Annotated in this window: 25 protein-coding genes; 11 read left to right on the top strand and 14 right to left on the bottom strand. The window is 65.8% G+C overall.

Features of this window, described 5'->3' with window-relative positions; genetic code table 11:
* Window positions 1–25 precede the first annotated feature (25 nt).
* From ACX12D_RS24195 to ACX12D_RS24180, 4 genes are all read left to right on the top strand, one after another.
* Window positions 26–1,546, top strand: a complete 1,521-nt coding sequence (locus tag ACX12D_RS24195) for a CoA-acylating methylmalonate-semialdehyde dehydrogenase (RefSeq protein ID WP_459375996.1) — start codon at window positions 26–28, stop codon at window positions 1,544–1,546.
* Window positions 1,547–2,006: 460 nt separating this feature from the next.
* Window positions 2,007–2,906 (top strand): 3-hydroxyisobutyrate dehydrogenase, encoded by a 900-nt coding sequence (mmsB, locus tag ACX12D_RS24190; RefSeq protein ID WP_459375995.1) that lies wholly within the window; start codon window positions 2,007–2,009, stop codon window positions 2,904–2,906.
* The gene (locus tag ACX12D_RS24185; protein ID WP_459375994.1) at window positions 2,903–3,673 is read left to right on the top strand and encodes an enoyl-CoA hydratase; all 771 of its coding nucleotides are present in this window, start codon (window positions 2,903–2,905) and stop codon (window positions 3,671–3,673) included. The genes mmsB and ACX12D_RS24185 overlap by 4 nt, the downstream gene beginning before the upstream one ends.
* A gap of 10 nt (window positions 3,674–3,683) precedes the next feature.
* Entirely contained in the window at window positions 3,684–4,838 is a 1,155-nt protein-coding gene (locus ACX12D_RS24180; RefSeq protein ID WP_459375993.1) for an enoyl-CoA hydratase/isomerase family protein, read from the top strand.
* A 66-nt stretch (window positions 4,839–4,904) separates the two neighbouring features.
* Here the strand turns inward: ACX12D_RS24180 and alaC are convergent, their stop codons facing one another.
* From alaC to ACX12D_RS24145, 7 genes are all read right to left on the bottom strand, one after another.
* Window positions 4,905–6,161 carry an alanine transaminase gene (gene alaC, locus ACX12D_RS24175; protein WP_150985560.1) on the bottom strand — a complete coding sequence of 419 codons (1,257 nt, stop codon included), beginning with the start codon at window positions 6,159–6,161 and terminating at the stop codon, window positions 4,905–4,907.
* Between the two features lie 132 nt (window positions 6,162–6,293).
* Window positions 6,294–6,806 (bottom strand): 2-thiouracil desulfurase family protein, encoded by a 513-nt coding sequence (locus tag ACX12D_RS24170; protein ID WP_459375992.1) that lies wholly within the window; start codon window positions 6,804–6,806, stop codon window positions 6,294–6,296.
* Window positions 6,807–6,887: 81 nt separating this feature from the next.
* On the bottom strand, window positions 6,888–7,346 hold the full coding sequence (locus ACX12D_RS24165; protein ID WP_441635250.1) for a winged helix-turn-helix transcriptional regulator: 459 nt from the start codon (window positions 7,344–7,346) through the stop codon (window positions 6,888–6,890).
* A 126-nt stretch (window positions 7,347–7,472) separates the two neighbouring features.
* The gene (locus ACX12D_RS24160) at window positions 7,473–8,291 is read right to left on the bottom strand and encodes a siderophore-interacting protein (RefSeq protein WP_459375991.1); all 819 of its coding nucleotides are present in this window, start codon (window positions 8,289–8,291) and stop codon (window positions 7,473–7,475) included.
* Between the two features lie 78 nt (window positions 8,292–8,369).
* Window positions 8,370–9,104, bottom strand: coding sequence for a PadR family transcriptional regulator (locus ACX12D_RS24155; RefSeq protein WP_459375990.1), 735 nt, complete (start codon window positions 9,102–9,104; stop codon window positions 8,370–8,372).
* 121 nt (window positions 9,105–9,225) lie between these two features.
* A complete protein-coding gene (ycaC, locus tag ACX12D_RS24150) occupies window positions 9,226–9,852 on the bottom strand; it encodes an isochorismate family cysteine hydrolase YcaC (protein ID WP_459375989.1) in 627 nt (208 codons plus the stop codon).
* A gap of 64 nt (window positions 9,853–9,916) precedes the next feature.
* Window positions 9,917–10,786, bottom strand: coding sequence for a pirin family protein (locus ACX12D_RS24145; protein WP_459375988.1), 870 nt, complete (start codon window positions 10,784–10,786; stop codon window positions 9,917–9,919).
* Between the two features lie 123 nt (window positions 10,787–10,909).
* On the opposite strand from ACX12D_RS24145, the gene ACX12D_RS24140 reads away from it, so the two are divergent.
* Window positions 10,910–11,818: a LysR family transcriptional regulator gene (locus ACX12D_RS24140; RefSeq protein WP_459375987.1), complete on the top strand. Its 909-nt coding sequence runs from the start codon at window positions 10,910–10,912 to the stop codon at window positions 11,816–11,818.
* Between the two features lie 144 nt (window positions 11,819–11,962).
* Here ACX12D_RS24140 and ACX12D_RS24135 read toward each other — a convergent pair whose 3' ends face one another.
* Both ACX12D_RS24135 and ACX12D_RS24130 read right to left on the bottom strand, forming a co-directional pair.
* Complete coding sequence (locus ACX12D_RS24135; protein ID WP_459375986.1) at window positions 11,963–12,496, bottom strand: hypothetical protein; 534 nt, start codon at window positions 12,494–12,496, stop codon at window positions 11,963–11,965.
* A 401-nt stretch (window positions 12,497–12,897) separates the two neighbouring features.
* Window positions 12,898–13,746, bottom strand: coding sequence for a LysR substrate-binding domain-containing protein (locus ACX12D_RS24130; RefSeq protein WP_459375985.1), 849 nt, complete (start codon window positions 13,744–13,746; stop codon window positions 12,898–12,900).
* 100 nt (window positions 13,747–13,846) lie between these two features.
* Between ACX12D_RS24130 and ACX12D_RS24125 the strand changes: the two genes are divergently transcribed.
* Window positions 13,847–14,494, top strand: coding sequence for a LysE family translocator (locus ACX12D_RS24125; protein WP_459375984.1), 648 nt, complete (start codon window positions 13,847–13,849; stop codon window positions 14,492–14,494).
* A gap of 122 nt (window positions 14,495–14,616) precedes the next feature.
* Here the strand turns inward: ACX12D_RS24125 and ACX12D_RS24120 are convergent, their stop codons facing one another.
* The gene (locus ACX12D_RS24120) at window positions 14,617–14,967 is read right to left on the bottom strand and encodes a VOC family protein (protein WP_459375983.1); all 351 of its coding nucleotides are present in this window, start codon (window positions 14,965–14,967) and stop codon (window positions 14,617–14,619) included.
* Window positions 14,968–15,132: 165 nt separating this feature from the next.
* On the opposite strand from ACX12D_RS24120, the gene ACX12D_RS24115 reads away from it, so the two are divergent.
* A complete protein-coding gene (locus ACX12D_RS24115) occupies window positions 15,133–15,888 on the top strand; it encodes a hypothetical protein (RefSeq protein ID WP_459375982.1) in 756 nt (251 codons plus the stop codon).
* Window positions 15,889–15,997: 109 nt separating this feature from the next.
* Here ACX12D_RS24115 and ACX12D_RS24110 read toward each other — a convergent pair whose 3' ends face one another.
* Both ACX12D_RS24110 and ACX12D_RS24105 read right to left on the bottom strand, forming a co-directional pair.
* Entirely contained in the window at window positions 15,998–16,630 is a 633-nt protein-coding gene (locus tag ACX12D_RS24110; protein WP_441635272.1) for an MlaC/ttg2D family ABC transporter substrate-binding protein, read from the bottom strand.
* 55 nt (window positions 16,631–16,685) lie between these two features.
* Complete coding sequence (locus ACX12D_RS24105; protein ID WP_459375981.1) at window positions 16,686–17,264, bottom strand: TetR/AcrR family transcriptional regulator; 579 nt, start codon at window positions 17,262–17,264, stop codon at window positions 16,686–16,688.
* A 191-nt stretch (window positions 17,265–17,455) separates the two neighbouring features.
* Here ACX12D_RS24105 and ACX12D_RS24100 point away from each other — a divergent pair, with 191 nt between their 5' ends.
* Both ACX12D_RS24100 and ACX12D_RS24095 read left to right on the top strand, forming a co-directional pair.
* Window positions 17,456–18,184 (top strand): SDR family oxidoreductase, encoded by a 729-nt coding sequence (locus ACX12D_RS24100; RefSeq protein ID WP_150985585.1) that lies wholly within the window; start codon window positions 17,456–17,458, stop codon window positions 18,182–18,184.
* Window positions 18,185–18,275: 91 nt separating this feature from the next.
* Window positions 18,276–18,869 (top strand): 2-hydroxychromene-2-carboxylate isomerase, encoded by a 594-nt coding sequence (locus ACX12D_RS24095; protein ID WP_441635276.1) that lies wholly within the window; start codon window positions 18,276–18,278, stop codon window positions 18,867–18,869.
* Between the two features lie 32 nt (window positions 18,870–18,901).
* On the opposite strand, the gene ACX12D_RS24090 is transcribed toward ACX12D_RS24095, so the two are convergent.
* Complete coding sequence (locus tag ACX12D_RS24090) at window positions 18,902–19,705, bottom strand: MetQ/NlpA family ABC transporter substrate-binding protein (RefSeq protein ID WP_459375980.1); 804 nt, start codon at window positions 19,703–19,705, stop codon at window positions 18,902–18,904.
* 247 nt (window positions 19,706–19,952) lie between these two features.
* On the opposite strand from ACX12D_RS24090, the gene ACX12D_RS24085 reads away from it, so the two are divergent.
* The gene (locus ACX12D_RS24085) at window positions 19,953–20,318 is read left to right on the top strand and encodes a hypothetical protein (protein WP_459375978.1); all 366 of its coding nucleotides are present in this window, start codon (window positions 19,953–19,955) and stop codon (window positions 20,316–20,318) included.
* Between the two features lie 7 nt (window positions 20,319–20,325).
* Here ACX12D_RS24085 and ACX12D_RS24080 read toward each other — a convergent pair whose 3' ends face one another.
* Complete coding sequence (locus ACX12D_RS24080; protein WP_459375977.1) at window positions 20,326–21,573, bottom strand: AI-2E family transporter; 1,248 nt, start codon at window positions 21,571–21,573, stop codon at window positions 20,326–20,328.
* A 343-nt stretch (window positions 21,574–21,916) separates the two neighbouring features.
* On the opposite strand from ACX12D_RS24080, the gene ACX12D_RS24075 reads away from it, so the two are divergent.
* Window positions 21,917–22,828: a YihY/virulence factor BrkB family protein gene (locus ACX12D_RS24075; RefSeq protein ID WP_459375975.1), complete on the top strand. Its 912-nt coding sequence runs from the start codon at window positions 21,917–21,919 to the stop codon at window positions 22,826–22,828.
* The last annotated feature ends 18 nt before the right edge of the window (window positions 22,829–22,846 follow it).

Below are 22,846 nucleotides of genomic sequence, written 5' to 3'. Positions count from 1 at the left end.
ACTTAGAACCGACGGAGACTACCCCATGAGTGCCCAGAACCCCAACGCCGCCGTGCCCACCGTCAAGCTGTTGATCAACGGCGAGTGGGTGGAGTCCGCCGCCACCGAATTCCGCCCCGTGGTCAATCCGGCCACCCAGCAGGTGCTGGCGCAAGTGCCGCTGGCCACCGCGGCCGAGGTCAATGCCGCCGTGGGCGCCGCGCACCGCGCCTTTGCCACGTGGCGCCACACGCCGCTGGGCGCGCGCCTGCGCATCATGCTCAAGTACCAGGCGCTGATCCGCGAGCACAGCAAGCGCATCGCCGCCATCCTCACCGCCGAGCAAGGCAAGACCCTGGCCGACGCCGAAGGCGACATCTTCCGCGGGCTTGAGGTGGTGGAGCACGCCTGCTCGATCGGCACGCTGCAGCAAGGCGGCTTTGCCGAGAACGTGGCCGCCACCGTCGACACCTACACCCTGCAGCAGCCGATTGGCGTGTGCGCCGGCATCACGCCGTTCAACTTCCCGGCCATGATCCCGCTGTGGATGTTCCCCATGGCAATCGTGTGCGGCAACACCTTCGTGCTCAAGCCATCGGAGCAAGACCCGCTGTCCACCATGGAACTGGTCAAGCTGGCCATCGAGGCCGGCGTGCCCGCCGGCGTGCTCAACGTGGTCCATGGCGCGCGCGAGGTGGTGGACGCGCTGTGCACGCACCCGGACATCAAGGCCGTTTCCTTCGTCGGCTCCACTGCCGTGGGCACCCACGTCTACAACCTCGCCGGCGCGCACGGCAAGCGCGTGCAATCGATGATGGGCGCCAAGAACCACGCCGTGGTGCTGCCCGACGCGCACCGCGAGCACACGCTCAACGCGCTGGCCGGCGCGGCCTTCGGCGCCGCCGGCCAGCGCTGCATGGCGACGTCGGTAGCCGTGCTGGTCGGCGCCGCGCGCGAATGGCTGCCCGAACTGGTAAGCAAGGCCGCCACGCTCAAGGTCGGCGCCGGCATTGAGCCCGGTACCGACGTATGCCCGGTGGTATCCGTCGCCGCCAGGCAGCGCGTGCTCGGCCTGATCGAAGCCGGCGAACGCGAAGGCGCCACGCTGGCGCTCGATGGCCGCAACGTGCAGGTAGCCGGCTACCCCGAAGGCAACTTCATCGGCCCGACCGTGTTTGCCGATGTCACCACCGAGATGTCCATCTACACGCAGGAAATCTTCGGCCCGGTGCTGGTAGTGATCGGCGTCGACACGCTGGACGAAGCCATTGCCCTGGTCAACCGCAACCCCTTCGGCAACGGCACCGGCATATTCACGCAAAGTGGCGCGGCCGCCCGCAAGTTCCAGAGCGAGATCGACGTCGGCCAGGTCGGCATCAACATCCCCATCCCGGTACCCGTGCCCTACTTCAGCTTCACCGGCTCACGTGGCTCCAAGCTCGGCGACCTCGGCCCCTATGGCAAGCAAGTGGTGCAGTTCTATACGCAGACGAAGACCGTCACGGCAAGGTGGTTTGACGACGCAACGGTGAATGATGGGGTGAATACGACGATCAGCCTGCGCTGATTGGCAAGCATCAGCGTCGGCCAGCGCCCGCCCTCTCCCCCGGCCCCTCTCCCACAAGTGGGAGAGGGGAGAAAAACCGGCGGGAGAGTCAGAGCCTCGATTCGGTGTAGCCGTGATTCCCGCCCCAAGGCGGGAATCACCCCAGCGCGATGCGAAGCGAGCCGTGAAGGTGTGCCAAGGCCGTATGGGGCGCCTCGGGATTCGGCGAAAAGAGCGGAAAAGAGGGACCCATGTCTGAGTATCGCCTTAAGGCGATGCGAGTTTGGGTCCTGGCCGCTCTTTTCGTCGAAGCCCGAGGGGTAGTCGCCCCATCCGGCGCGCCTTCTTTGCCTACTTTCTTGGCAAGACAAGAAAGTAGGTCGCCGCCCCGCAGGGGTGGTGAAACTGCAGTTGAAGTTGAATTTAAGCAGTTGCAGTTGCAGTCGCCACAACCACCAAACACCAAGAGTAAGGAGCCAACATGCACATAGCCTTCATCGGCCTAGGCAACATGGGCGCCCCCATGGCCCGCAACCTGCTCAAGGCAGGCCACACCCTGACCGTATTCGACCTCAACCCCACCGCCCTGTCAGCCCTGCAAGCCGACGGCGCGGCCGTAGCCCCCTCCGCCCGCAAGGCCGCCGCCGAAGCCGACTTCGTCATCACCATGCTGCCGGCCGCCGCGCACGTCCGCGCCACCTACCTCGGCCCGGAAGGCATCCTTGCCGGCGTACGGCCCGGCGTACCGCTAGTGGACTCCAGCACCATCGACCCGGCCACCATCCGCGCACTGGCCGTCGAGGCCAACCAGCAAGGCAACCCGATCGCCGACGCCCCTGTCTCCGGCGGCACCGGCGGCGCGCAGGCCGGTACGCTGACGTTCATGGTCGGCGCCGAACAAGCCCTGTTCGAACAACTGAAACCCGTGCTGTCCGGCATGGGCCGCAACATCGTTCATTGCGGCGGCACCGGCACCGGACAGGTCGCCAAGATCTGCAACAACCTGATCCTTGGCATCTCCATGATCGGCGTGTCGGAAGCCATGGCGCTCGGCGTCAAGCTGGGCATCGACGCCGGCGTGCTGGCCGGGATCGTCAACACCTCCACCGGCCGCTGCTGGGCCGCCGACACCTGCAACCCCTACCCGGGCGTGATCGAGACCGCGCCGGCCTCGCGCGGCTACAGCGGCGGCTTTGGCGCCGATCTGATGCTCAAGGACCTGGGCCTGGCCACGGATGCCGCCCGCAGCGTGCGGCAACCGCTGTTCCTCGGAGCGCTGGCCCAGCAGATCTACCAGGCGGTGAGCCAGGCCGGCGACGGACAGCTCGACTTCTCGGGCGTGATCCGCCAGTACCTGGCCCAAGAGGAGCGGCAAGCATGATCGAGCACGTCATCGACGGGCACATCGCCCGCCTCACCCTCAAGCGCCCGCCCGCCAATGCGTTCAACGCCGAGGGGCTGGCACAGTTGCAGCAACTGGTGGCCACGCTGAATGCGGACACACGCGTGCGCGCCATCGTGATCACCGGCGACGGCAGCCGCTTCTTCAGTGCCGGCGCCGACCTCAACGGTTTTGCCGATGGCGATCGCGCCCATGCGCGGCTGATGGCGCAACGCTTCGGTGCCGCCTTTGAGGCGCTGCAAAACGCACGCCCCCTGGTGATCGCGGCGATCAACGGCTATGCAATGGGCGGCGGGCTGGAATGCGCGCTGGCCTGCGACGTGCGCATTGCCGAGGAACAGGCCCAGATGGCCCTGCCGGAAGCCGGCGTCGGCCTGTTGCCGTGTGGCTGCGGCACGCAAACCCTGCCCTGGCTGGTGGGCGAGGGCTGGGCCAAGCGCATGATCCTGGCCAACGAACGCATCGATGCCGCCACCGCGCTGCGCATCGGGCTGGTGGAAGAAGTCGTGCCCACGGGCCAGGCGCTGGACGCGGCGCTGCGGCTGGCCGAGCGCGCCAGCAATGTGAGCCCGCAGGCGGCCGCCTACAGCAAGCAGCTGGTGCACCTGGCGCGCCAGGGCGTGCCGCGCGGCCCGGCGCTGGCGCTGGAGCGCGAGCGCTTTGTCGACCTGTTCGACGGCGAGGACCAGCGCGAAGGCGTCAACGCCTTCCTGCAAAAACGCGCGCCGCAATGGCGCAATGCCTAGGAGCGACGCCATGCGCCTGAACCCGAACGATGCCGCGCAGGGGCATCCGGCAGCCACCCCGAGCGCCGAAGACGAGGTGCGCTTCGTTGAGATCAACGGTATCGGCCTGGTCACGCTCAACCGGCCGCGCCAGTTGAACGCCTTGTCCTACCCGATGATCGGCCTGCTCGATGCGCAGCTTGCCGCCTGGGCCGCACGCGACGACATCGCCGCGGTGGTGCTGCGCGGCGCGGGCCCCAAGGCGTTCTGCGCCGGCGGCGACATCCGTGCGCTGTACGACAGCTTCCACGCGGGTACGGCGCTGCATCGCCAGTTCTTTGTCGACGAATACCAGCTCGACTACCGCCTGCATGGCTACCCCAAGCCGGTTGTGGCGCTGATGGACGGCATCGTCATGGGCGGCGGCATGGGCCTGGCGCAGGCCGCGCACCTGCGCGTGGTCACCGAGCGCTCGCGCGTGGCCATGCCGGAGACCGGCATCGGCCTGGTGCCCGATGTGGGCGCGAGCCATTTCTTGTCGAAGCTGCCGCCGGCCCTGGCGCTCTATGTCGGGCTGACGGGCGTGACGCTTGGCGCTGCCGATACGCTGCTGTGCAAGCTGGCCGACATTGCCGTGCCTGCCGCAAGCCTGGAGCACCTCGAGCAGACGCTGGCAGCCATCCACCGGACAGGCGACGTGCTGGCCGACCTGCGCGCCGCGCTACAGGCAACGCCTGCCGACAGCACGCCGGCGGCGCCGCTGCAGGCGGTGCTGCCTGCCGTGCTGCGGCATTTCCGGGCGGACGCCAGCGTGGCTGGCTTGCTCGACAGCCTGGCCGCGGAATCCGATCCGGCCTATGCCGACTGGGCCGCGCGCACGCTCGATATCCTGCGCGGGCGATCGCCGCTGATGATGGCGGTCACGCAGGAATTGCTGCTGCGCGGCCGCGACCTGGATCTTGCCGATTGCTTCCGCATGGAGCTCGGCGTGGTGTCGCACGCGTTCACGCAGGGCGATTTCATCGAAGGGGTGCGCGCGCTGATCGTCGACAAGGACAATGCGCCGCGCTGGCGCGTGAAGAAGGCGGGCGAGGTCAGCGAGGCCGTGGTGCAATCGTTCTTCGACAGCGCATGGCCGCGTGAGTCCCACCCGCTGGCCATGCTTGGCCGATCAGGGAATGCCTGATAGTTGCACGCCGGCCTGGCGCCGGCGTGTGGTCACGTGCGTGTGGATACGGATAACACCACGCACTCAGTCCTTGGGCTTCGGCGCATGGCCGTGCGGCTGGTGCTCGTCCACCGGCACCTTCACCAGCCCGTCCGCGCGGAACATCGCCTTGATGCCGCGCACCGCCTGGCGGATACGCGCTTCGTTCTCGATCAGCGCAAAGCGCACGTACTCGTCGCCATAGTCGCCAAAGCCGATGCCGGGCGAGACGCAGACTTTGGCCTTGGCCAGCAGTTGCTTGGAGAACTCCAGCGAGCCCAGCGCCCGATACGGCTCGGGGATGCGCGCCCAGATATACATCGACGCCTTGGGAATCTCCACCGGCCAGCCGGATTCGATCAGCCCGCGCGCCAGCACGTCGCGGCGCGTCTGGTAGTGCGCGGCGATCTCCTTGACGCATTGCTGGTCGCCTTCCAGCGCGGCAATGGCGGCCACCTGCAGCGGGGTGAACGTGCCGTAGTCGTGATAGCTCTTCATGCGCGTGAGCGCGGCCACCAGATCCGGGTTGCCCACCATGAAGCCGATGCGCCAGCCCGCCATGTTGTAGCTCTTGGACAGCGTGAAGAACTCCACGGCGATGTCTTTCGCCCCTTCCACCTGCATGATCGACGGCGCCTTCCAGCCATCGAACACGATGTCGGCATAGGCCAGGTCGTGCACCACGAAGATATCGTGCTTGCGCGCCAGCGCGATCACGCGCTCGAAGAAGTCCAGCTCCACGCATTGCGCGGTGGGATTCGACGGAAAACCCAGCACGATCATCTTCGGCTTGGGATAGCTGCCGCGAATGGCGCGCTCCATCTCGGCGAAGAAGTCCACGCCCGGCACCAGCGGCACGGAGCGGATATCGGCCCCGGCAATCACCGCGCCATAGATATGGATGGGATAGCTCGGGTCGGGCACCAGCACGGTGTCGCCGCGATCGAGCGTAGCCAGCATCAGGTGGGCCAGCCCTTCCTTGGAGCCGATGGTGACAATGGCCTCGGTGTCCGGATCGATCTCGACGTCGTAGCGCTCGCGATACCAGTGCGAGATAGCGCGGCGCAGTCGCGGAATGCCCTTCGAGGCGGAGTAACCGTGGGTATCGGGGCGCTGCGCGGCTTCGGTAAGCTTGGCAACGATGTGCGGCGGCGTGGCGCCGTCCGGGTTGCCCATGCTCATGTCGATGATGTCTTCGCCACGGCGGCGCGCCGCCATTTTCAGCTCGGCGGTGATATTGAAGACGTACGGGGGAAGACGATCGATACGCGCGAAGCGGCGCTTGCCTGCGGAGGCTGACATGGATTTTCCTTGAACGTAAGCGCCCGGAACCGTCCGAGCGACGCTGCCAGCCGTTGGTGCGGCTGACCGGAAAGATCTTAGCGGCGAATACCGGCCGCGTCTACGGCTTTTGCAAGCTGGGCGGCGGCACCACTACGCACCGGGCACGCCGGCCGTGCGGATCAGGGCATCGATCTCGCTTTCATTCCAGACGCGCACGCCGGCCTCGGCCAGCAACGCCGCGGCCACGCCCTGGCCCGGGCGCAGCGCGCCGCCAAATGAGCCATCGTAGTGTTCATGATTGCCGCACGACGGGCTCAAGGCTTTGAGCAGCGCGTGCCGGCATTGACGCTGCCGGGCGATGGCCAGCGCGTCGCGGGCGCCCGCCACGAACGGCGCGGTCACGTCGGCACCGGTGGCATCGCGCACCATGGCCGCGCCGGCCAGCACCTGCGGGCCGCTGCCGCCGACGATCTCGGCCGGCGGGCGCGGCGTCGGCAAGCCCCCCATGGATTCCGGGCAGACCGGGATCAGTTCGAAATGCCGCGCCAGCGTGGCCAGCGTGGCGTCGGGCTGGGCCTTGGCCTGGCCGTCATAGCGCACGGGCTGGCCTAGCAGGCAGGCGCTGACAAGAAGGGGCGGCCGGGTGAGAGGTGCTTGCGGCATGGCGATGACCGGGAAACGGTATTGGACCGTGTTGGACAGTATTGAAGGTCGGGATAGTCGATGGATCCGGCGCCGGCCTGCCTACAACGCGTCCTCGCCGACCTTCCTCACCACCGCATCGTCCGGCCCGAGCAGCCGGCCATCCTCGGCACGCACCTCGAGCGGGCGCACCGGCTTGCCAGCCTTGCTGTCCACCAACACGGAATGCGGCTCGCCAGGGACATAGAAGAACGCTTCGCCCCACTGCCGCAAGCCCACCACCACCGGAAACAGCGCGCGCCCTTTCGGCGTCAGCACGTATTCCTGGTAGGCGCTGCCGTCGGAGGCCGGCACCTGTTCCAGGATGCCGTGGGCCAGCAGCGTGCGCAGCCGGCCGGCGAGGATGTTCTTCGCAAGGCCAAGGCTGCGCTGGAACTCGCCAAAGCGCCGCAAGCCATCGAAGGCATCGCGCACGATCAGCAGCGACCACCAGTCGCCGATCACATCGAGCGAGCGGGCCACGGGACATGCTGCGCCTTCCAGGCTGGTTCGCCGGACCATAGTGCAACTCCGTTTCACTCGCCAGATGCGGCGCGCCGCGGAATGCGGCGCCAATGGCGAGGCGGTTGCATTGTAAAACCAGTTGATCCAGCCTTCAAGGCTTGCACTGCTGCCGGCATGCGCCGCTCAGTCGTCGATGTTCTCGTGGACGGCGGCGGCCCCGGCCTTCCAGTAGCTGGCCGCGCGGATGCGGCCCTTCTCGATGCCGCGCTCGCCCACCAGGTACTGACGCACGGCGCGAATCGACGCGGCCTCGCCAGCCGCCCACACATAGCCTTCGCCGAGCGGCAGCGTGACCTCGCGCAAGGCTTGTTCCAGCAGCCAGGTGGCGCTATCTGCCGGTGCGCTGTCACGGTGCAGCCAGCGGATCTCCACGTCGGCGCGGCTGGGCAGCGGGATTTCGGCGGCGGCGTTGTCCACCGTCAGCACCACCAGCGCGCGCACGCCGGACGGCAACTCGTCGAGCCGGCGGCCGATGGCAGGCAGCGCGGTTTCGTCGCCCACCAGCAGGTGCCAGTCGAAGCCCTCGGGAATCACGAACGACCCACGCGGGCCGCCCACGCCGAGATACTGGCCGGGCGCAGCCTGCGCGGCCCAGGTAGACGCAGGTCCATCGCCATGCAGCACGAACTCGATATCAAGCTCGCCCGCGGCGGCATCGTAACGGCGCGGCGTGTAGTCGCGCGCGGCGGGCCTCGGCTGGCCTTCGGGAAACACAGGGCCGTTGGGGCCAAGCTCCGGCAGCGCGGGCTTGCTTTGCCCCGGCGCCGGGAAGAACACCTTGATGTGGTCGTCGAAAGACGCGGAGACAAAGCCCTTCAGGTCGTCGCCGGCCAGCGTCACGCGCAGCAATTGCGGCGACACCGCCTGGGTACGCACCACTTGCAGCAAGCGCATCTTGAGTTCATGGCGAACGCGTTGCACGGTGAGGTCGCGAGTAGTCATGGGTTTCCTGGTTGGCGGGAATGAGGGGGATGAGGAATACGGAATATGGAATATGGCGTGTCGGGATGCGGGTCAGCACTAGGCACCCTGGCCGGTGTTGATCTCGGCGGTCGCCCGCGCCAGGATGGCGGCGATGCGGCGCTGCTCGTCCGGCGTGGCATCGGTGCGCAGCAGCAGCGCCCGCTTGAGCGCCACGCGCGCCTCGACGAACTCCGGCAGCCAGCTGCCCGCGGCTTCGCGCTCGTCGGCGGCTGCACCCGCCGCACCCGGCTCCGCAGCTTCGCCCGACAGCGCGCGCCGCACCCACTCCATCTTGCGTGCCACGTGCTTGAGCTTGTTGAGCATCAGGGCCAGCCGCTCGCGGTTGGCGTCGAGATGGGCCAGGCCCGGCCCCGCCAGCTGGTAGCGCTTTTTGTTGCCCTCGGTGTCCACCGTGGCGTAGCCAAGTTCTTCGAGGAAGGTCAGGGCCGGATAGACCATGCCCGGGCTGGGCTTGTAGAAGCCGTTGGTGCGGGCCTCCAGCGCCTTGATCAACTCGTAGCCATGGCTGGGCTTTTCTTCCAGCAAGGACAGCAGCATGAGTTGAAGATCGTCCGAGCTGAACTTGCGGCCGCGCCGCCAGCTATCGCCGTCGCCGTCGAAGCCATCGCCGCCGCCGCCAAAGAAGCCGCCCGGGCCGCCGCCGTGGTGGTGACGGCCAATGGCATGGCGGCCATGATGCTCGCCGTGGCGCGAGGATTGGAACGAAAAATGGGAAGACAGATGGGCAAGCATGTGATGGCTAAGCCTGCCCAGAATGGGGTGGTGACGCATCGTCGCAGCTCCTACGTATCTAAAAACATATCTTAAGATATATATCGTACGTAAGGATGTCAAGGCGATCTTTGCGGGCATGGCCCGCTGGAGCCGGCGCATGAGGCGCCGGCTCCTCAGCTTACCTGGCGGCCTTCACCGTGCTATAGCTCGCCATCAGGTTGCGATAGTCGGGAATGTGATTGCCGAACAGCGTGCCCAGCCCTTCGATATCGTTGCGCCAGTCGCGGTGCAGTTCGCAGGCCACGCCGAACCAGCTCAGCATCTGCGCCCCGGCTTGCTCCATGCGGGCCCATGCGGCATTGCGGGTGATCTCGTCGAAGGTGCCGGATGCATCCGTGACCACGAACACGTCGTAGCCCTCGGCCATCGCCGACAATGCCGGGAAAGCCACGCAGACTTCGGTCACCACACCCGCGATGATCAACTGCTTGCGCCCGGTGGCCTTGACCGCCTTGGTGAAATCCTCGTTGTCCCAGGCATTGATCTGGCCGGGGCGAGCAATGTAGGGCGCATCGGGAAAAGTCTGCTTGAGCTCCTGCACCAGCGGCCCGTTCGGGCCATCTTCGAAGCTGGTGGTGAGGATGGTGGGCAGGTTGAAGTACTTGGCCAGGTCCGCCAGCGCGAGCACGTTGTTCTTGAATTTATCGGGCTCGATATCGCGGACCAGCGATAGCAGGCCGGCCTGGTGATCGACCATGAGGACGGCGGCCTGGCTCTTGTCCAGGCGCTTGTAGGTGGTTGCCATGAGCATCTCCTTTCATTGATGCACGATTTGCAATTACGCCGAACGGGTTAGCGTCCGGCGCTGACTACGCCGCTTCGATCTGCCCGAAGCGGCCGCTGCGAAAATCCTGCAGCGCTTGCTTGATCTCTTCCTCGGTGTTCATCACGAACGGCCCGTAGGTCGCCACCGGCTCGTCGATGGCGTCGCCATGCAGCACCAGCACCAGCGCGTCGCTTGTGGCCGCCAGCGCAAATCCGGCACCAGCGCGATCGAGCAGCACCATCTGCCCCGCTTGTGCGGCCTCGCTGCCGTTGACCAGCACGTTGCCGCGCAGCACCACCAGCGCCGCGGTGCGCCCCTCGGGCGCAGGCAGGTCCACGTCCGCGCCATGGCGCAGTTGCACGTCCCATACGTCCATCGGCGTGAAGGTGTGCGCCGGCCCGCGTGCGCTCTGGTACTCACCCGCAATCACGCGCACCTGGCCGGCGCCGCCGGGCAACGGCACCGACGGGATCTGCGCCGACACAATGGTCTGGTAGCCGGGTGCCGCCATCTTGTCGCTGGCGCGCAGGTTCACCCACAACTGCACCATTTCCAGCGTGCCGCCGGTGCGGGTGAAGGCCTCCGAATGGAACTCCTCATGCAGGATGCCGGACGCCGCCGTCATCCATTGCACGTCGCCGGGGCCGATGCGCCCGCCCTGCCCCGTGGAATCGCGATGCTCCAGCTCGCCCTGGTAGACGATGGTCACCGTCTCGAAGCCGCGGTGCGGATGCTCGCCCACGCCGCGCCGCCGGGCGGCAGGCGGGAAGTCTGCCGGGCCCGCATGGTCGAGCATCAGGAAGGGGCTCAGGTGGCTGCCAAGGCTCTGCTGCGAGAACAGCGTGCGCACGGGAAAGCCGTCGCCCACCCAATGGGCATGCGGGGCGCGGTAGGTGCCGATAATCTTCTTCATGGGAACTCCTGAACGGTGGCGGGCTGGCTTTGCCCCTGATGGAAACCAGCTTAGGCCAGCGGCATTAGCACCGGTAGCCGCCGTGCGCTATCCTCAGTGTCCTATCGATAGGACGATGCCCCCATGCACCCCGACCTCAACGACCTCTTCTACTTCGCCCAGGTGGTGGACCATCAGGGCTTTGCGCCGGCAAGCCGTGCATTGGGCATCCCCAAGTCCAAGCTGAGCCGCCGCGTGGGCGAACTCGAAGAACGCCTGGGCACGCGCCTTATCCAGCGCTCGACGCGGCATTTCTCGGTGACCGAGATCGGGCAGAGCTACTACACGCACTGCAAGGCCATGCTGGTCGAGGCCGATGCCGCGCAGCAGGCCATCGACCTGACGCGCTCGGAGCCCCAGGGCATCGTGCGGGTGACCTGCCCGGTGGCGCTGCTGCACGCGCGGATCGGCGCCATGATCGCCGAGTTCATGGCGGCCTGCCCAAAGGTCATCGTGCATCTCGAGGCCACCAACCGCCGCGTGGATGTGATTGCCGAGCGCATCGACGTGGCCATTCGGGTGCGGGTGCCACCATTGAGCGACAGCGACCTGGTGATGCGCACGCTGGCCACCCGCGCGTGGTGCCTGCTGGCCAGCCCCGCGCTGCTGGCGGGCCGCCCCATGCCCGCCGTGCCGGCCGACGTGGCCGAGCTGCCCACGCTGGACTGGGGCCCGCCGCAGCCCACGCATAGCTGGCGGCTGCAGGGGCCGGAGGGCGCCAGCGTGGAAATCCGCCACACCCCGCGCCTGGTCACCGACGACATGCTGGCCCTGCGCCTGGCCGCGCTGGCCGGGGTGGGCGCGGTGGCACTGCCGAGCATGGTGGTGGAGGATGAGCTGAAACAAGGCCGGCTGGTCATGCTGGTGCCAGACTGGCGGCCAAAGGCCGGCGTCATCCATGCCGTGTACCCCTCGCGCCGGGGCCTGCTGCCTGCCGTGCGTGCGCTGATCGACTTTCTCGCCCTGCGCTTCGAGGCGCTTGTGGAGGCGTAGGCAAAGCGCTGGCGGGCAAGCCGGCATATCGCAAGCCACACCGCCCAGCTCCGGCGCATGGGCAGCTTTACCGCTAACTTGGCGCCACAAGAAAAATCCCGCGGCCACGCAGCGCCGCGGGATCACTGTCGATGCCAGCGCGCCTTACGACTTCGGCGGCGACGTCACCACGATCGAGATGACCTCGCGATAGACGAGCTTGGCCAGGCGCCCCGTCTTGAGCTTGCCCAGGTCGATGCTGGGGTCCTGGACTTTCACCGTGCGCAGCGTCTCGCGTGGACCACGGAAGGTCACGCTACGGTTCCTCGCATTGATCTTGGTGATCTCCGCTGTCACCGTGGTTGTGATCTCGCGCGCAAAGCCAGGCTTGTCCCCCTCGCCCGCGCGCGCGGTGCGCTCCACCGATTCCGCCAGCGGCGTGTCCTTGCTATCGACCGGCTCCAGCAGGGTGACCACGGCCGCCGCGCGGGTCAGCGTGACCATGTCGCCCTTCTTGATCTGCTTGAAATTCTTGACTTCGTCGCCGCCGATCAGTTCGGCGACATTGCCGCGCGGGCCTTGCACCAGCACCGCCTTCGATTCCGGATCGATCGAAACGATGCGCCCGGAGACCACGGTTTCCTCCGCCACGCCGACTGCGCCCGGCGGCGCGGCGTGGACGAGCGGTGCGAAAAGCATGGCCGCGCCAAGACTCAGCGCGTGCAGGGAACGGGAAATCAACCGACGATTTGGCATGGCTGTCCTGACAAGTGAAAAAGCGTGGATACGAAATAACTCGGAGGCCACCGGGGCACGCGGCACGCAGCGGTACTTCGGAGTTGAACATAGCGTGCAATGGCGCCACGCGGCATACCTGTTGAAATATTTCATATCGGACTGTGTAGAAAGTGAAATCTGCTCAAAGTGTCGCGTGACACACCCATCTCAGTTGTCGCGTTCGCCAGAAGACTTAATTCACACGGCGAGAAGTTTCACTTCAGTTCGTACCTGTGCTTCGCCAAGGTCGGGCGATGCGTCCAGCCTCCATGCCAACCCGTTCATCGATGGACGCCTCACCATGCGGCTCCCTCGGGCTCTCCTCAGGTTCTCAATTCAACCAGAATCTGTTCAGCGAGATAATCACAGGGCGGTCGCGCGGACCGGGAACTGCGCGCAAGGACGATTTCGAGTTCAGCCAGTGGTGGCAAACCGTCGCTCTGGGATAGCTGAACAAGATGCCCCGGTACGCTGCATCTTGCCAGGGGGGCGACCGCAAGCCCCGCTTCGACCATGCTGACAAGGCCCAGCAAGCTCGGGCTTTCGTAGGACATGCGATATTTGATGTTTTCCCGCTGCAGCGCGCTGATGGCATTGGCACGTGCCGTGCTGCCATGCGCGAAAACCGCGATGGGCAGCGGGCGCTCGTTCCACACTTTCCGCACAGCCGACCCGACCCAGACCATCGGCTCGAACCGGATGAATTCACCGGCTATGCCCTTGGCTTTGGTCAGGCAGGCCAGGTCGAGCGTGTTGTCCTTGAGCAATGGCACAAGCGCACTGCTGGGCATGCCGATCACCCGGATTTCCACACGCGGATGCGCCACCGCGAACTGCCTGAGGACCGACGGCAGCAACGATGAGGCGTAGTCGTCAGGCACGCCGATGGTGACACGCCCCTTCATCTCCGGGCGCACGACCGACGCCCACGCCTCCTCCCGCATCGCGAGCATGCGACGGCCGTAGTCCAGCAGCGTCTTTCCCTCGGCGGTAATCGTCACATGTCGCGTGGTCCGCACGAACAGCGGCTTCCCAAGCGACTCCTCAAGCGCCTTGATCTGCATGCTCACCGCCGACGCGGACCGGTGTACGGCCTCCGCCCCCCGGGCAAACGAGCCGGTGTCGGCGACCGCCACCACCATCTCAATGACGTCCAGATCGAGCTTTTTCATATTAATCAGAAAATCTGAACAAAAACTTCAGTTTAACCCGTTTTACACGGCCATTCACCAAGTGGATACTGCAGTCGATGTCCACAGGGGAACCCCGAAAATGCACGGTATGGAATCGATCTACGGATTTTTAGCGGTGGGGGGCATGCTAGCCGTGACGCCGGGCCCAAACATGGTCTACGTGATGTCGCGCTCCATTGCGCAAGGACGCAAGGCCGGGCTCGTGTCCCTGGCTGGCGTCATGCTCGGATACCTTTTCTATATGTTTGGCGCGGCGTTTGGCATCACGGCATTTTTCCTGAGCGTGCCCTACGCCAGCAGCATCCTGGGCACGGTGGGCGCCGCCTATCTGTTCTATCTGGCGTGGCAGGCCGTGAAGCCTGGTGGCCGCTCCCCGCTCGAAGTCCGCGACCTGCCGCACGAACGCCCCCGCCGGCTGTTCGCGATGGGCGCGACCACAAGCCTGTTGAATCCCAAGCTGGCGATGACCTTCCTGTCAGTCTTGCCGCAATTCATCAACTATCGGAACGGCAACGTCCTCGAGCAATCGCTCGTGCTCGGGTCCACATTGATTATCGCGTTCGCCACCGTCAATGGCGCCGTTGCAATCTGCTCCGGCAGCATGGCAACGCTCCTGTCCCGCCGGCCGGGACTCCTGCTGGCCCAGCGCTGGGCCATGGGCGCGGTTCTGCTTGTACTGGGCGTAAACATGATGATCGACGCCCGAAGGCTGGCGGGAATTGGCTGACTTTGGCGGTTGGCGGTTGGCGGTTGCCAGCCACTGCCAGCGCACCCGCCCCGCTGAAGACCGTCTGATAAGCCAGGTTCCGAATGAGCAGTTTTGCCCACCGCCCCTGGCAGACCTCCGCGTCAGGTGTGCGCGAGCACGTTGATCAGTTTGCCAAATGGGTCGCGAACATAGAAGCGCCGCACGCCCCATGGCTCGTCGACCGGGCCGTACTCGATGGGAATCCCTGCCGACTTCACGCGCTCAAGTGCAGCGGCAATGTCGTCCACTTCGATCGAAAGATCCGGCGTTGGCGTGTCCGATCCTCCTTGTGAAGCGATACTAATCTGCGCTTTCATCGTTTCCGACGAGCCGTACGTGGCAATCCAGCCATGATCCATCACCAGGTTGAGACCGAATACGCCCTCGTAGAAGTCCTTCGCATCGCCTACGGCTTGCGTGTTGATATTGGCAACGATTCGTTTGACTTTCATTGCGACCTCGATAAGCGTTTGGAGGGAAATATAGCGGGACACTACCATACGGCTTCGGCCGCTCCCTCGCCAGGCAGCAGGTGCGCATGCTGGCAATCTTGGGCAGCTGTTCCTGGCTGGCAGGCGACCTCCGCCTCCGATCCGCTACAGTATCGAGACAGCCGCATGACACTGGTACCGATGAACCACCGCCCTCAACCGCATCGAGCACAAGACCTCCTCACGTCCTATTTCTGGAGTGGCGACGCCATCCGCAGCCGATACGTCAGTGACATCGTGCTATCCGGCACGGTCGACGTGCCTGTGCCCCCTGCGCGTCTGCTTGCGGATTGGGCAAGGGAGATATCGTCCCGCCTGGTCCTGGAACCCGGGGATGTCGAGGCAATGCCCTTGGCGCGAGCGCGGGCGCGCTGGCCGGACTACGCACGCTGCGTACAGGCGGTGGCCGATTGGACGTGCGCGCTTGGACTGCCCGGGGTGCTTGCCGCCAGCGACGTGGCCCTCATGGCCTGCCGCGGGGCGCGGTACCACCATGACGGTGCGCAGTATGGCGGCGCGGCCTTTTGCAATCTCTTCCTGAGCGAGGACAGGGGTCAAGACTTGCATTTTCCCTCGCTGGGCCATCGAATCCCCCTGTCGCGGGGTAGGGCTGTGATATTCGATACTTGCCAGCCCCATGGCGTGATTCAACGCCAGAGCAGCGGTTTTCACGCGACCGATTTCCCGCCCGACCAGGATTGCATCCAGCTATTCCTGACCTGGGAGCTTCCCATTGAAGATACCCATGTTGGGCACGCACTTCAGGTTGCCTTCGACACCGCCCCTTCAACGGCATTGCAACTGAATGAAGAGCAAGTCTGGCTGAACGGTGCAAGGGCCGCTGTGTGCCCGGATTCTGGCCGGTGGTGCCGGGCCGACTAATCATCAGGGTCATCGGCGGTTTTACCCTGACTGGGCGAACGGGTGCTGCCACCAGCCGGAAGTCGTTCCAGTGGCAAGGCGTACAGCCCGCATGGCACCTGGGCCCCTCCTACTGCCTGCCAGACACAAGCCGCGCATTGCGCTCAGTCAGCGACTGGATCAGCCCCTCCACTCCGCCTTGCTGAATCCTGTCGTTGAACTGCTGCCGGTAGGTTTGCACCAGCCAGGCGCCCAGCACGTTCAGGTCATACACGCGCCAGCCTTCCGGCGTCTTGTGCAGTCGGTAGTCGATCTGCACAGGCTGGCCGCTTTTCATATTGGTGGCGACCGTGCGCACCACCACGTCCGTCTCGGTCGGCTCGATGCGCGATGGCGGATACTCGATCTGCTGGTCCGGGCGGAGTTGCGCGATGGCGCCGGCATAGGTGTGGATCAGCAGCAGCTTGAACTGCTCCACCACTTGTTGCTGCTGCGCCGGCGTTGCGGTGCGCCAGTAACGGCCCATGGCGAGCTGCGTGGTGCGGTTCAGGTCGGTGTACGGAAGGATGTCCTTGTTCACGATTGCCGTGATGCGCTGGATATCTCCTGGCGCGACCGCGCGGGCGCGCACCTCACGCAGCAACTGCTGCGTCACGGTCTGGATCAGCGCCTGCGGCTTCGACTGGTCATCGACCTGGGCGCAGGCCGCGCTGCCAAAGGCAAGCAATGCCGAAACAAGGGGAATCAGGAATACGTTCCTCATCGGCGGGGGTCCTGTCTGAATGTGTAGCCCGCATGTTAAAACAAAGCGCGCTGCGCTACACCCGCCAGTCACCGGCAGCACCGCCTGCACGCTCCAGCATCGTCCGTGCCCCCTTCAAGATCTCCCTGGCCACATCCTGGTTGGCCACCGTGCGCGCCAGCATCAGCGCCCCGACGCACTGGGACATGACGCCCCAGGCCGCCTCCCCGCTCCCCAGCCTTGCCGCCAGCTCCAGCTGCATGGCTACCATGCCGTCCTCGCAGGCTTGGCGCGTGTCCGCATCGGCGCGGGCGATCTCCGCGCCCAGGCTGGGCAACGGGCAGCCTGTCTCCGGATGCCGCACATGGCCCATGGTGAGGTAGCAATCCAGCATCCTTGCCAGCCAGGCGCCATCGCCTGCCTCCCCGTCAGGCAGCAGCAGCTCCCGGCTGCGCTGCAGCTCGCGCTCGATCACTTCGCGCAGCAATGCCTGCTTGGAATCGAAATGGCTGTAGAACGCCCCGCCGGTCAGGCCGGCGGCGCCCATCAGCTGGTCAACGCCGGTCGACGCAAAGCCCTCGCGCTTGACCAGCGCGCCGCTGGCCTCCAGCACCCGCTCGCGGGTGGCAGCTTTGTGAGTTGCGGAATAACGCATTGCAGTTCCTGAGATTGTCCTGGGGCAGATGCCGCTTGACGCGACCCGCATTCATACCATAACGTTCGTTTACTAAACGATCGTTTATCTTATGCCGGATCCGCTTTCGATGGAAGCGGCCAGCGTGGGCACGAACGCAGAGAGCCCGCCCGGCCATTGCCGGCGGATAATTCCAAGACTGGAGACAAGTCATGTCCAACAAGAAAGCCATCCTTGTAGTGGGTGCCGGCGACGCCACTGGCGGCGCCATTGCGCGCCGCTTTGCCCGTGAGGGCTATATCGCCTGCGTGACGCGCCGCAGTGCGGACAAGCTCACGCCGCTGGTCGAGCAGATCCGCGCCGAGGGCGGCGAAGCCTACGGCTTTGCCTGCGATGCCCGCAAGGAGGACGAGACGGTGGCGCTGATTGAGCGCATCGAGCGCGAGATCGCGCCGCTGGAGGTGGCGATCTTCAATATCGGCGCCAATGTGCGGTTTTCCGTACTGGAAACCACATCCCGCGTGTACTTCAAGGTCTGGGAGATGGCCTGCTTCGGCGGCTTCCTGATGGGGCGCGAGGCTGCCCGCGTGATGCTGCCGCGCGGGCATGGCTCGATTTTCTTCACTGGTGCAACCGCCAGCCTGCGCGGGCGCGATGGCATGAGCGCCTTTGCGGGCGCCAAGCATGCCCTGCGCGCGCTAGCCCAGAGCATGGCGCGAGAGCTGGGGCCGAAGAACATCCATGTGGCGCACCTGGTGGTGGACGCTGCCATCGACACCGACTTCATCCGCTCGAACTTCCCCGACCGCTACGCCACCAAGCAGGACGATGGCATCGTCAATCCGGAGCATATCGCCGACACCTACTGGATGCTGCACCAGCAGCCGCGCGACGCGTGGACGCACGAGCTGGATATCCGTCCGTGGATCGAGCCGTGGTAAGCCCTGCCGGCCAAAGCCTCAAAGCCATGAAAGGCATGAAAGGCATGAAAACCAACAAAGACAAAACACCACAACAAGCGGAGACAACGACATGAGCAAGCAAGTGGAATTTTATTTCGACTTCGGCAGCCCGTATTCCTACCTGGCCTACAAGGAATTGCCGCGCGTGGCACAGCGCACCGGCGCGCAGATCGTATGGCGGCCCATCCTGCTGGGCGGCGTGTTCAAGGCCACCGGCAACCACAGCCCCGCGGAGATCCCCGCCAAGGGCCGCTGGTCGAAAACCGACACCGCGCGCTGGTCGCGCCGGTACGGTGCCAACCTGCAGCAGAATCCGCATTTCCCGGTCAACACGCTGGCGCTGATGCGCGCCGCGGTCGGCTTCCAGTTGCAGGACGAGGCCGCCTTCCACCGTTATGTGGAGACGATCTTCGCCGCCATGTGGGAGCAGCAACGTAACCTGAACGACCCCGCCGAGATCGGCGCCGCGCTCACAGCCGCCGGGTTCGACGCGCGCCAGGTGCTGGGGATGATCGATGACCCGGTGGTGAAGGAGGCGCTGAAGCAGGCCACCGAGGCCGCGGTAGCACGCGGCGTGTTCGGTGCCCCAAGCTTCTTCGTCGGCGACGAATTGTTCTGGGGCAATGATCGCCTGCTGTTTGTCGAGGAAGCGCTGGCCGCGTAGCCGGCGCTACCCTCGAGCGAGCGCGCGCGCTGTCAGAACGCCGGCAGGATCGCGCCCTTGAACTGCGTGGCCAGGAAGTCGCGCACTTCCTGCGACTGGTAGGCCGCCACCAGCGGCTTGACCCACGGCTTGTCCTTGTCCTGCGTGCGCACCGCGATCAGGTTGGCGTACGGGCCGCGCAGGTCTTCGGTGGCAATCGCATCCTTGGTTGGGCTGAGGCCGGCCTTGACCGCGTAGTCGGTATTGATGGAAGCCACGGCCAGGTCATCGAGCGAGCGCGGCAGGATGGCCGAGTCCAGCTCCACGATCTTCAGCTTGCGGGGATTGGCCTTGATATCGAGCGGCGTGGCGTTCTTGCCGTTCGTGCCGGCGCCATCGCGCAGCGTGACCAGCCCCTCTTTCTGCAACAGCAGCAGCGCGCGGTTGCCATTGGAGGGATCGTTCTGGATGCCCACCTTGGCGCCGTCCGGCAGTGCCTTCAGCGACTTGAGCTTCTTCGAATAAAAGCCCATCGGCGCCACGTATGTCAGCCCGACATTGGCGATCTTGTAGTGCCGCGCCGCGATCTGGCTGTCGAGAAAGGGCTGGTGCTGGAAGCTGTTGGCGTCCAGGTCCCCGGCATCCAGCGCGGCATTGGGCTGCGCGTAGTCGTTGAACTCGATGATCTTCACGTCCAAGCCACTGCGCTTGGCCACGGTCCGCACGACCTCCCAGATCTGCGCGTCGGGGCCGCTCATGGTGCCAAGGCGCACCACCTGGTCGGCGGCGTGCGCGGCCGGCAGCACGATCATGGCGGCGGCCAGGGCGATGGATTTGAATAGACTACGGCGTTGCATGCAGGCTCCACACTCAGGGTTGCGGCTCTTCGCGCGCCACGCCGAGGCGCGGCGGCGCGCAAGCTGGCCGCTGTTATCAAGGCGCGACCGGCACTTGTGATGCCGGCTCGCTGGAGCGATGTTAGCGCCGCGGCCATGGGCATGGAATGAAGGTGTTCGCCTATCGATATGCGCGGCGTGCGGGGCGCAGGCGCGCTCGGCTGCGGGTAGAATCGCGCTCCAGTTTCCAGCCGATATCCAGCCAGCCATGACGCAAACCCAGCCAGCATTGCCCACCTGCGAGATTCTCTTTGCCTTCACCGCAGGCGCGGGCACGGTGCTGGAAATCAAGCGCCTCGGCTTGCCCGCCGATGCGCCGCGCTCGCGCAAATACCAGTGGCTGTGGATAGCCGCGGGCAATGGCCCGCGGCAGGCGCTGCCCTTGCAGTTTGTGTCGATGCGCCAGGGAGATTGCCAGGAGCGCGTGTTTGCCGAAGGCACGTTGCGTTTTGGCGAGCGGGATGCGGCAATGACGCTGCGCGACGGACAGACGCTGCATCTGCGGGCGTGCGCGGCGGACGCGGTCCCGCCCGATGTGGCGGCGCTGGTGGCGCGCTATTTGGCTGCGGATTGAGCCAACCTCACTCGCCCAGGAACTCCGCCACCACTTCCAGCCCCTCCACATGATCCGCCACCACCTTGGCGATCACGGCGATGGGAATCGCCAGCAGCACGCCCCAGGTGCCCCATAGCCAGGTGAAGAGCAGCAGCACGACGAACACCGCGACGGCGTTCATCTTGGCCATGCGCCCCGTCATCCAGGTGGTCACCAGCGCGCCGATCAGCGTGGCGACCAGCAGCGAGCCGCCTGCCGCCATTGCCGTCAGTGCGAAGTCGCCCGACTGCATGAAGGCGGCAAGCCCGATGCAAACCGCAATGAGCACCGCACCGAAGTAAGGCACCAGGTGCAACGCCGCGGCGGCCAGCGCCCACGTGCCGGCGTTTTCCACCTGCAGCCATTTCAGCAGGAACCAGGTCAGCACGCCCACCATGGCGTTGGTGACCAGCAGCATCACCATATAGCGCTGGATCTGCCGGTTGATCTCGTCGAGCATGTGCACGCTGATCTTCTTCTGCGACAGCGTGGTACCCGCCATCTTGATGAACTTGCGCTTGAACATGTCGCCGGACACCAGCATGAAGAAGGCGAGGAACAACACCACCGCGGCCTGCCCGGCGACAGCGAAGACGCCGACCGAACCTGCCAGCAGGATATTGTTGAGCGATTCCCCGGCGCGCTCCACCACGATCGGGGAGCCACGCACGGGCGGCCCTTGCCCGGTGCCGCCCAGCACCGTGGCCGCCCGCCGGATCTTTTGCAACATCGAGTCGTGTCCGCTGAGCAAGGCGCCGACAGAGCGCGACAGCTTGGTGGCCACTTCCGGCAAACGGTCGATCAGGCTGGCAACCTGATCCTGCAACAGGTAGGCGCAGCAGACCACGCCGGCCACCAGCGCCAGCAGCACCAGCGAGGCGCCGAGCACGCGCGGGATGCGCCGCCCGCACAGCACGGTGACCAGCGGATCCAGCATGTAGGCGAGGACCACCGCCAGCACCACGGGAATCACGAACGCACTAGCCAGGTGCAGCGTGTAGAGCGACGCGAGCACCGCGAGGATGGTCAATGCCAGTTCGCCGCGCCTGGCCGGGGCGGGAAAGGTGGCGGCCACGGCAGGCTGGGCCGCCGATGCGCCCGCAGCTGCGGCGTCAGGCGGCGCCGGCGGCTGGCTGGCTGCAGGGGCCCGCTGGCCTTCGCCGGCGCCGCTACTGGCAGCCGCGGAGGCAGACGACTGGCTAGCCGCAGCAGGGCCGGCGTTCAGATCAGCCATGGGATTGCGGTTCCTGTCGTGATGGTCGTGTGCGTCTCGCGAGAAGTGTCGCGAGAAGTGTCGCGGGAATGCCGGCGAGGCAATTGGCATGTGCGCGCAGCGCGCGCCATGCTTCATCCAAGCATAGTCTCGCCTGCTGGCGTTTCTGTCGGAGAATGCCGCAAACCCGTGTAGGACAACCACGGCTTGCCGTGCGGCGCGCGATGCACCACATTGAGAGAACACGGATGCGCCGCGAAAGAGACCTCCCTGCCAGACATACCAACCCGCAATGCGCCGTGGCCTGCGCTTTTTTTTGCTGTCCCTGCTGTCCCTGTCATGACGAACTGACACATCCTCTGCCATGCAGATACTCGACGCGCGCGCCCGGCTGGTGCTGAAGCACCCGTGGCGCTTCGTACTGCGCACGCTCCGGCAATTCCGGGCCAACCAGGGCTTGCTGCTTGCGGGCGCGGTGGCGTACTACGCCCTGCTGTCGATCGTGCCCTTGCTGATCCTGATGGTGATCGCGCTGTCCCATGTGATCGAGCCGGAATCGCTGCTGGCCACCTTGTCGCGCTACCTGGAATGGTTGCTGCCGGGGCAATCCCGCGCGCTGGTGGGCGAGCTGGCCAACTTCCTGGCGAACCGCGGGGTGATCGGCTGGGTGCTGCTGGTGAGCATGATCTTTTTCAGCTCGCTGGCGTTCACGGTGCTGGAGAACGCCATGTCGGTGATCTTTGTGCACCGGGTGGCGATCCGCCGCCGCCACTTCCTGGTGTCGGCGGTGCTGCCTTACTGCTACATCGTCGTGCTTAGCATCGGCCTGTTGCTGGTGACGGTGGTCTCGGGCAGCCTGCAGGCGTTCGGCGAGCGGCATGTGGAAGTGCTGGGCCACGACCTGTCGCTGGACCGGGTCTCCGGCACCTTGCTCTACCTGCTCGGGCTGGCGGGGGAGATCCTGCTGCTGGCCTCCATCTACCTGGTGATGCCGGTGGGCCGCCTGTCGGTGCGCCATGCGCTGATCGGCGCGGTGAGCGCCGCGCTGCTGTGGGAGATCTCGCGCCACGTGCTGGTCTGGTACTTCGCCACGCTGTCGCAGGTGAGCGTGGTGTATGGCTCGCTCACCACGGCGATTGTGGTGCTGCTGAGCCTGGAGATCGCTGCCACCTTGCTGCTGCTCGGAGCACAGGTAATCGCGGAGTTCGAGCGCGGCGGCCTCGATGCGCCAGTGCAGGCGGAGGCGGAAACCGAGACCGAAACCTTTCACACCTGAGCCGCTGCCCACGCGGGC

The sequence above is a fragment of the Cupriavidus sp. PET2-C1 genome (genome assembly GCF_054515855.1).
This window is presented reverse-complemented; position numbering and strand designations above follow the sequence as displayed.

Coding starts and splice junctions, on each gene's coding strand:
- ACX12D_RS24155 (WP_459375990.1), bottom strand. CDS start 9,104: ATGCGTCACCACCCCATTCTGGGCAGGCTTAGCCATCACATGCTTGCC.
- ACX12D_RS24145 (WP_459375988.1), bottom strand. CDS start 10,786: ATGAAGAAGATTATCGGCACCTACCGCGCCCCGCATGCCCATTGGGTG.
- ACX12D_RS24110 (WP_441635272.1), bottom strand. CDS start 16,630: ATGAGGAACGTATTCCTGATTCCCCTTGTTTCGGCATTGCTTGCCTTT.
- ACX12D_RS24170 (WP_459375992.1), bottom strand. CDS start 6,806: ATGCCGCAAGCACCTCTCACCCGGCCGCCCCTTCTTGTCAGCGCCTGC.
- ACX12D_RS24125 (WP_459375984.1), top strand. CDS start 13,847: ATGCACGGTATGGAATCGATCTACGGATTTTTAGCGGTGGGGGGCATG.
- ACX12D_RS24165 (WP_441635250.1), bottom strand. CDS start 7,346: ATGGTCCGGCGAACCAGCCTGGAAGGCGCAGCATGTCCCGTGGCCCGC.
- ACX12D_RS24105 (WP_459375981.1), bottom strand. CDS start 17,264: ATGCGTTATTCCGCAACTCACAAAGCTGCCACCCGCGAGCGGGTGCTG.
- mmsB (WP_459375995.1), top strand. CDS start 2,007: ATGCACATAGCCTTCATCGGCCTAGGCAACATGGGCGCCCCCATGGCC.
- ACX12D_RS24080 (WP_459375977.1), bottom strand. CDS start 21,573: ATGGCTGATCTGAACGCCGGCCCTGCTGCGGCTAGCCAGTCGTCTGCC.
- ycaC (WP_459375989.1), bottom strand. CDS start 9,852: ATGGCAACCACCTACAAGCGCCTGGACAAGAGCCAGGCCGCCGTCCTC.
- ACX12D_RS24195 (WP_459375996.1), top strand. CDS start 26: ATGAGTGCCCAGAACCCCAACGCCGCCGTGCCCACCGTCAAGCTGTTG.
- ACX12D_RS24075 (WP_459375975.1), top strand. CDS start 21,917: ATGCAGATACTCGACGCGCGCGCCCGGCTGGTGCTGAAGCACCCGTGG.
- ACX12D_RS24130 (WP_459375985.1), bottom strand. CDS start 13,746: ATGAAAAAGCTCGATCTGGACGTCATTGAGATGGTGGTGGCGGTCGCC.
- ACX12D_RS24180 (WP_459375993.1), top strand. CDS start 3,684: ATGCGCCTGAACCCGAACGATGCCGCGCAGGGGCATCCGGCAGCCACC.
- ACX12D_RS24090 (WP_459375980.1), bottom strand. CDS start 19,705: ATGCAACGCCGTAGTCTATTCAAATCCATCGCCCTGGCCGCCGCCATG.
- ACX12D_RS24120 (WP_459375983.1), bottom strand. CDS start 14,967: ATGAAAGTCAAACGAATCGTTGCCAATATCAACACGCAAGCCGTAGGC.
- ACX12D_RS24185 (WP_459375994.1), top strand. CDS start 2,903: ATGATCGAGCACGTCATCGACGGGCACATCGCCCGCCTCACCCTCAAG.
- ACX12D_RS24115 (WP_459375982.1), top strand. CDS start 15,133: ATGACACTGGTACCGATGAACCACCGCCCTCAACCGCATCGAGCACAA.
- ACX12D_RS24085 (WP_459375978.1), top strand. CDS start 19,953: ATGACGCAAACCCAGCCAGCATTGCCCACCTGCGAGATTCTCTTTGCC.
- ACX12D_RS24100 (WP_150985585.1), top strand. CDS start 17,456: ATGTCCAACAAGAAAGCCATCCTTGTAGTGGGTGCCGGCGACGCCACT.
- alaC (WP_150985560.1), bottom strand. CDS start 6,161: ATGTCAGCCTCCGCAGGCAAGCGCCGCTTCGCGCGTATCGATCGTCTT.
- ACX12D_RS24135 (WP_459375986.1), bottom strand. CDS start 12,496: ATGCTTTTCGCACCGCTCGTCCACGCCGCGCCGCCGGGCGCAGTCGGC.
- ACX12D_RS24160 (WP_459375991.1), bottom strand. CDS start 8,291: ATGACTACTCGCGACCTCACCGTGCAACGCGTTCGCCATGAACTCAAG.
- ACX12D_RS24140 (WP_459375987.1), top strand. CDS start 10,910: ATGCACCCCGACCTCAACGACCTCTTCTACTTCGCCCAGGTGGTGGAC.
- ACX12D_RS24095 (WP_441635276.1), top strand. CDS start 18,276: ATGAGCAAGCAAGTGGAATTTTATTTCGACTTCGGCAGCCCGTATTCC.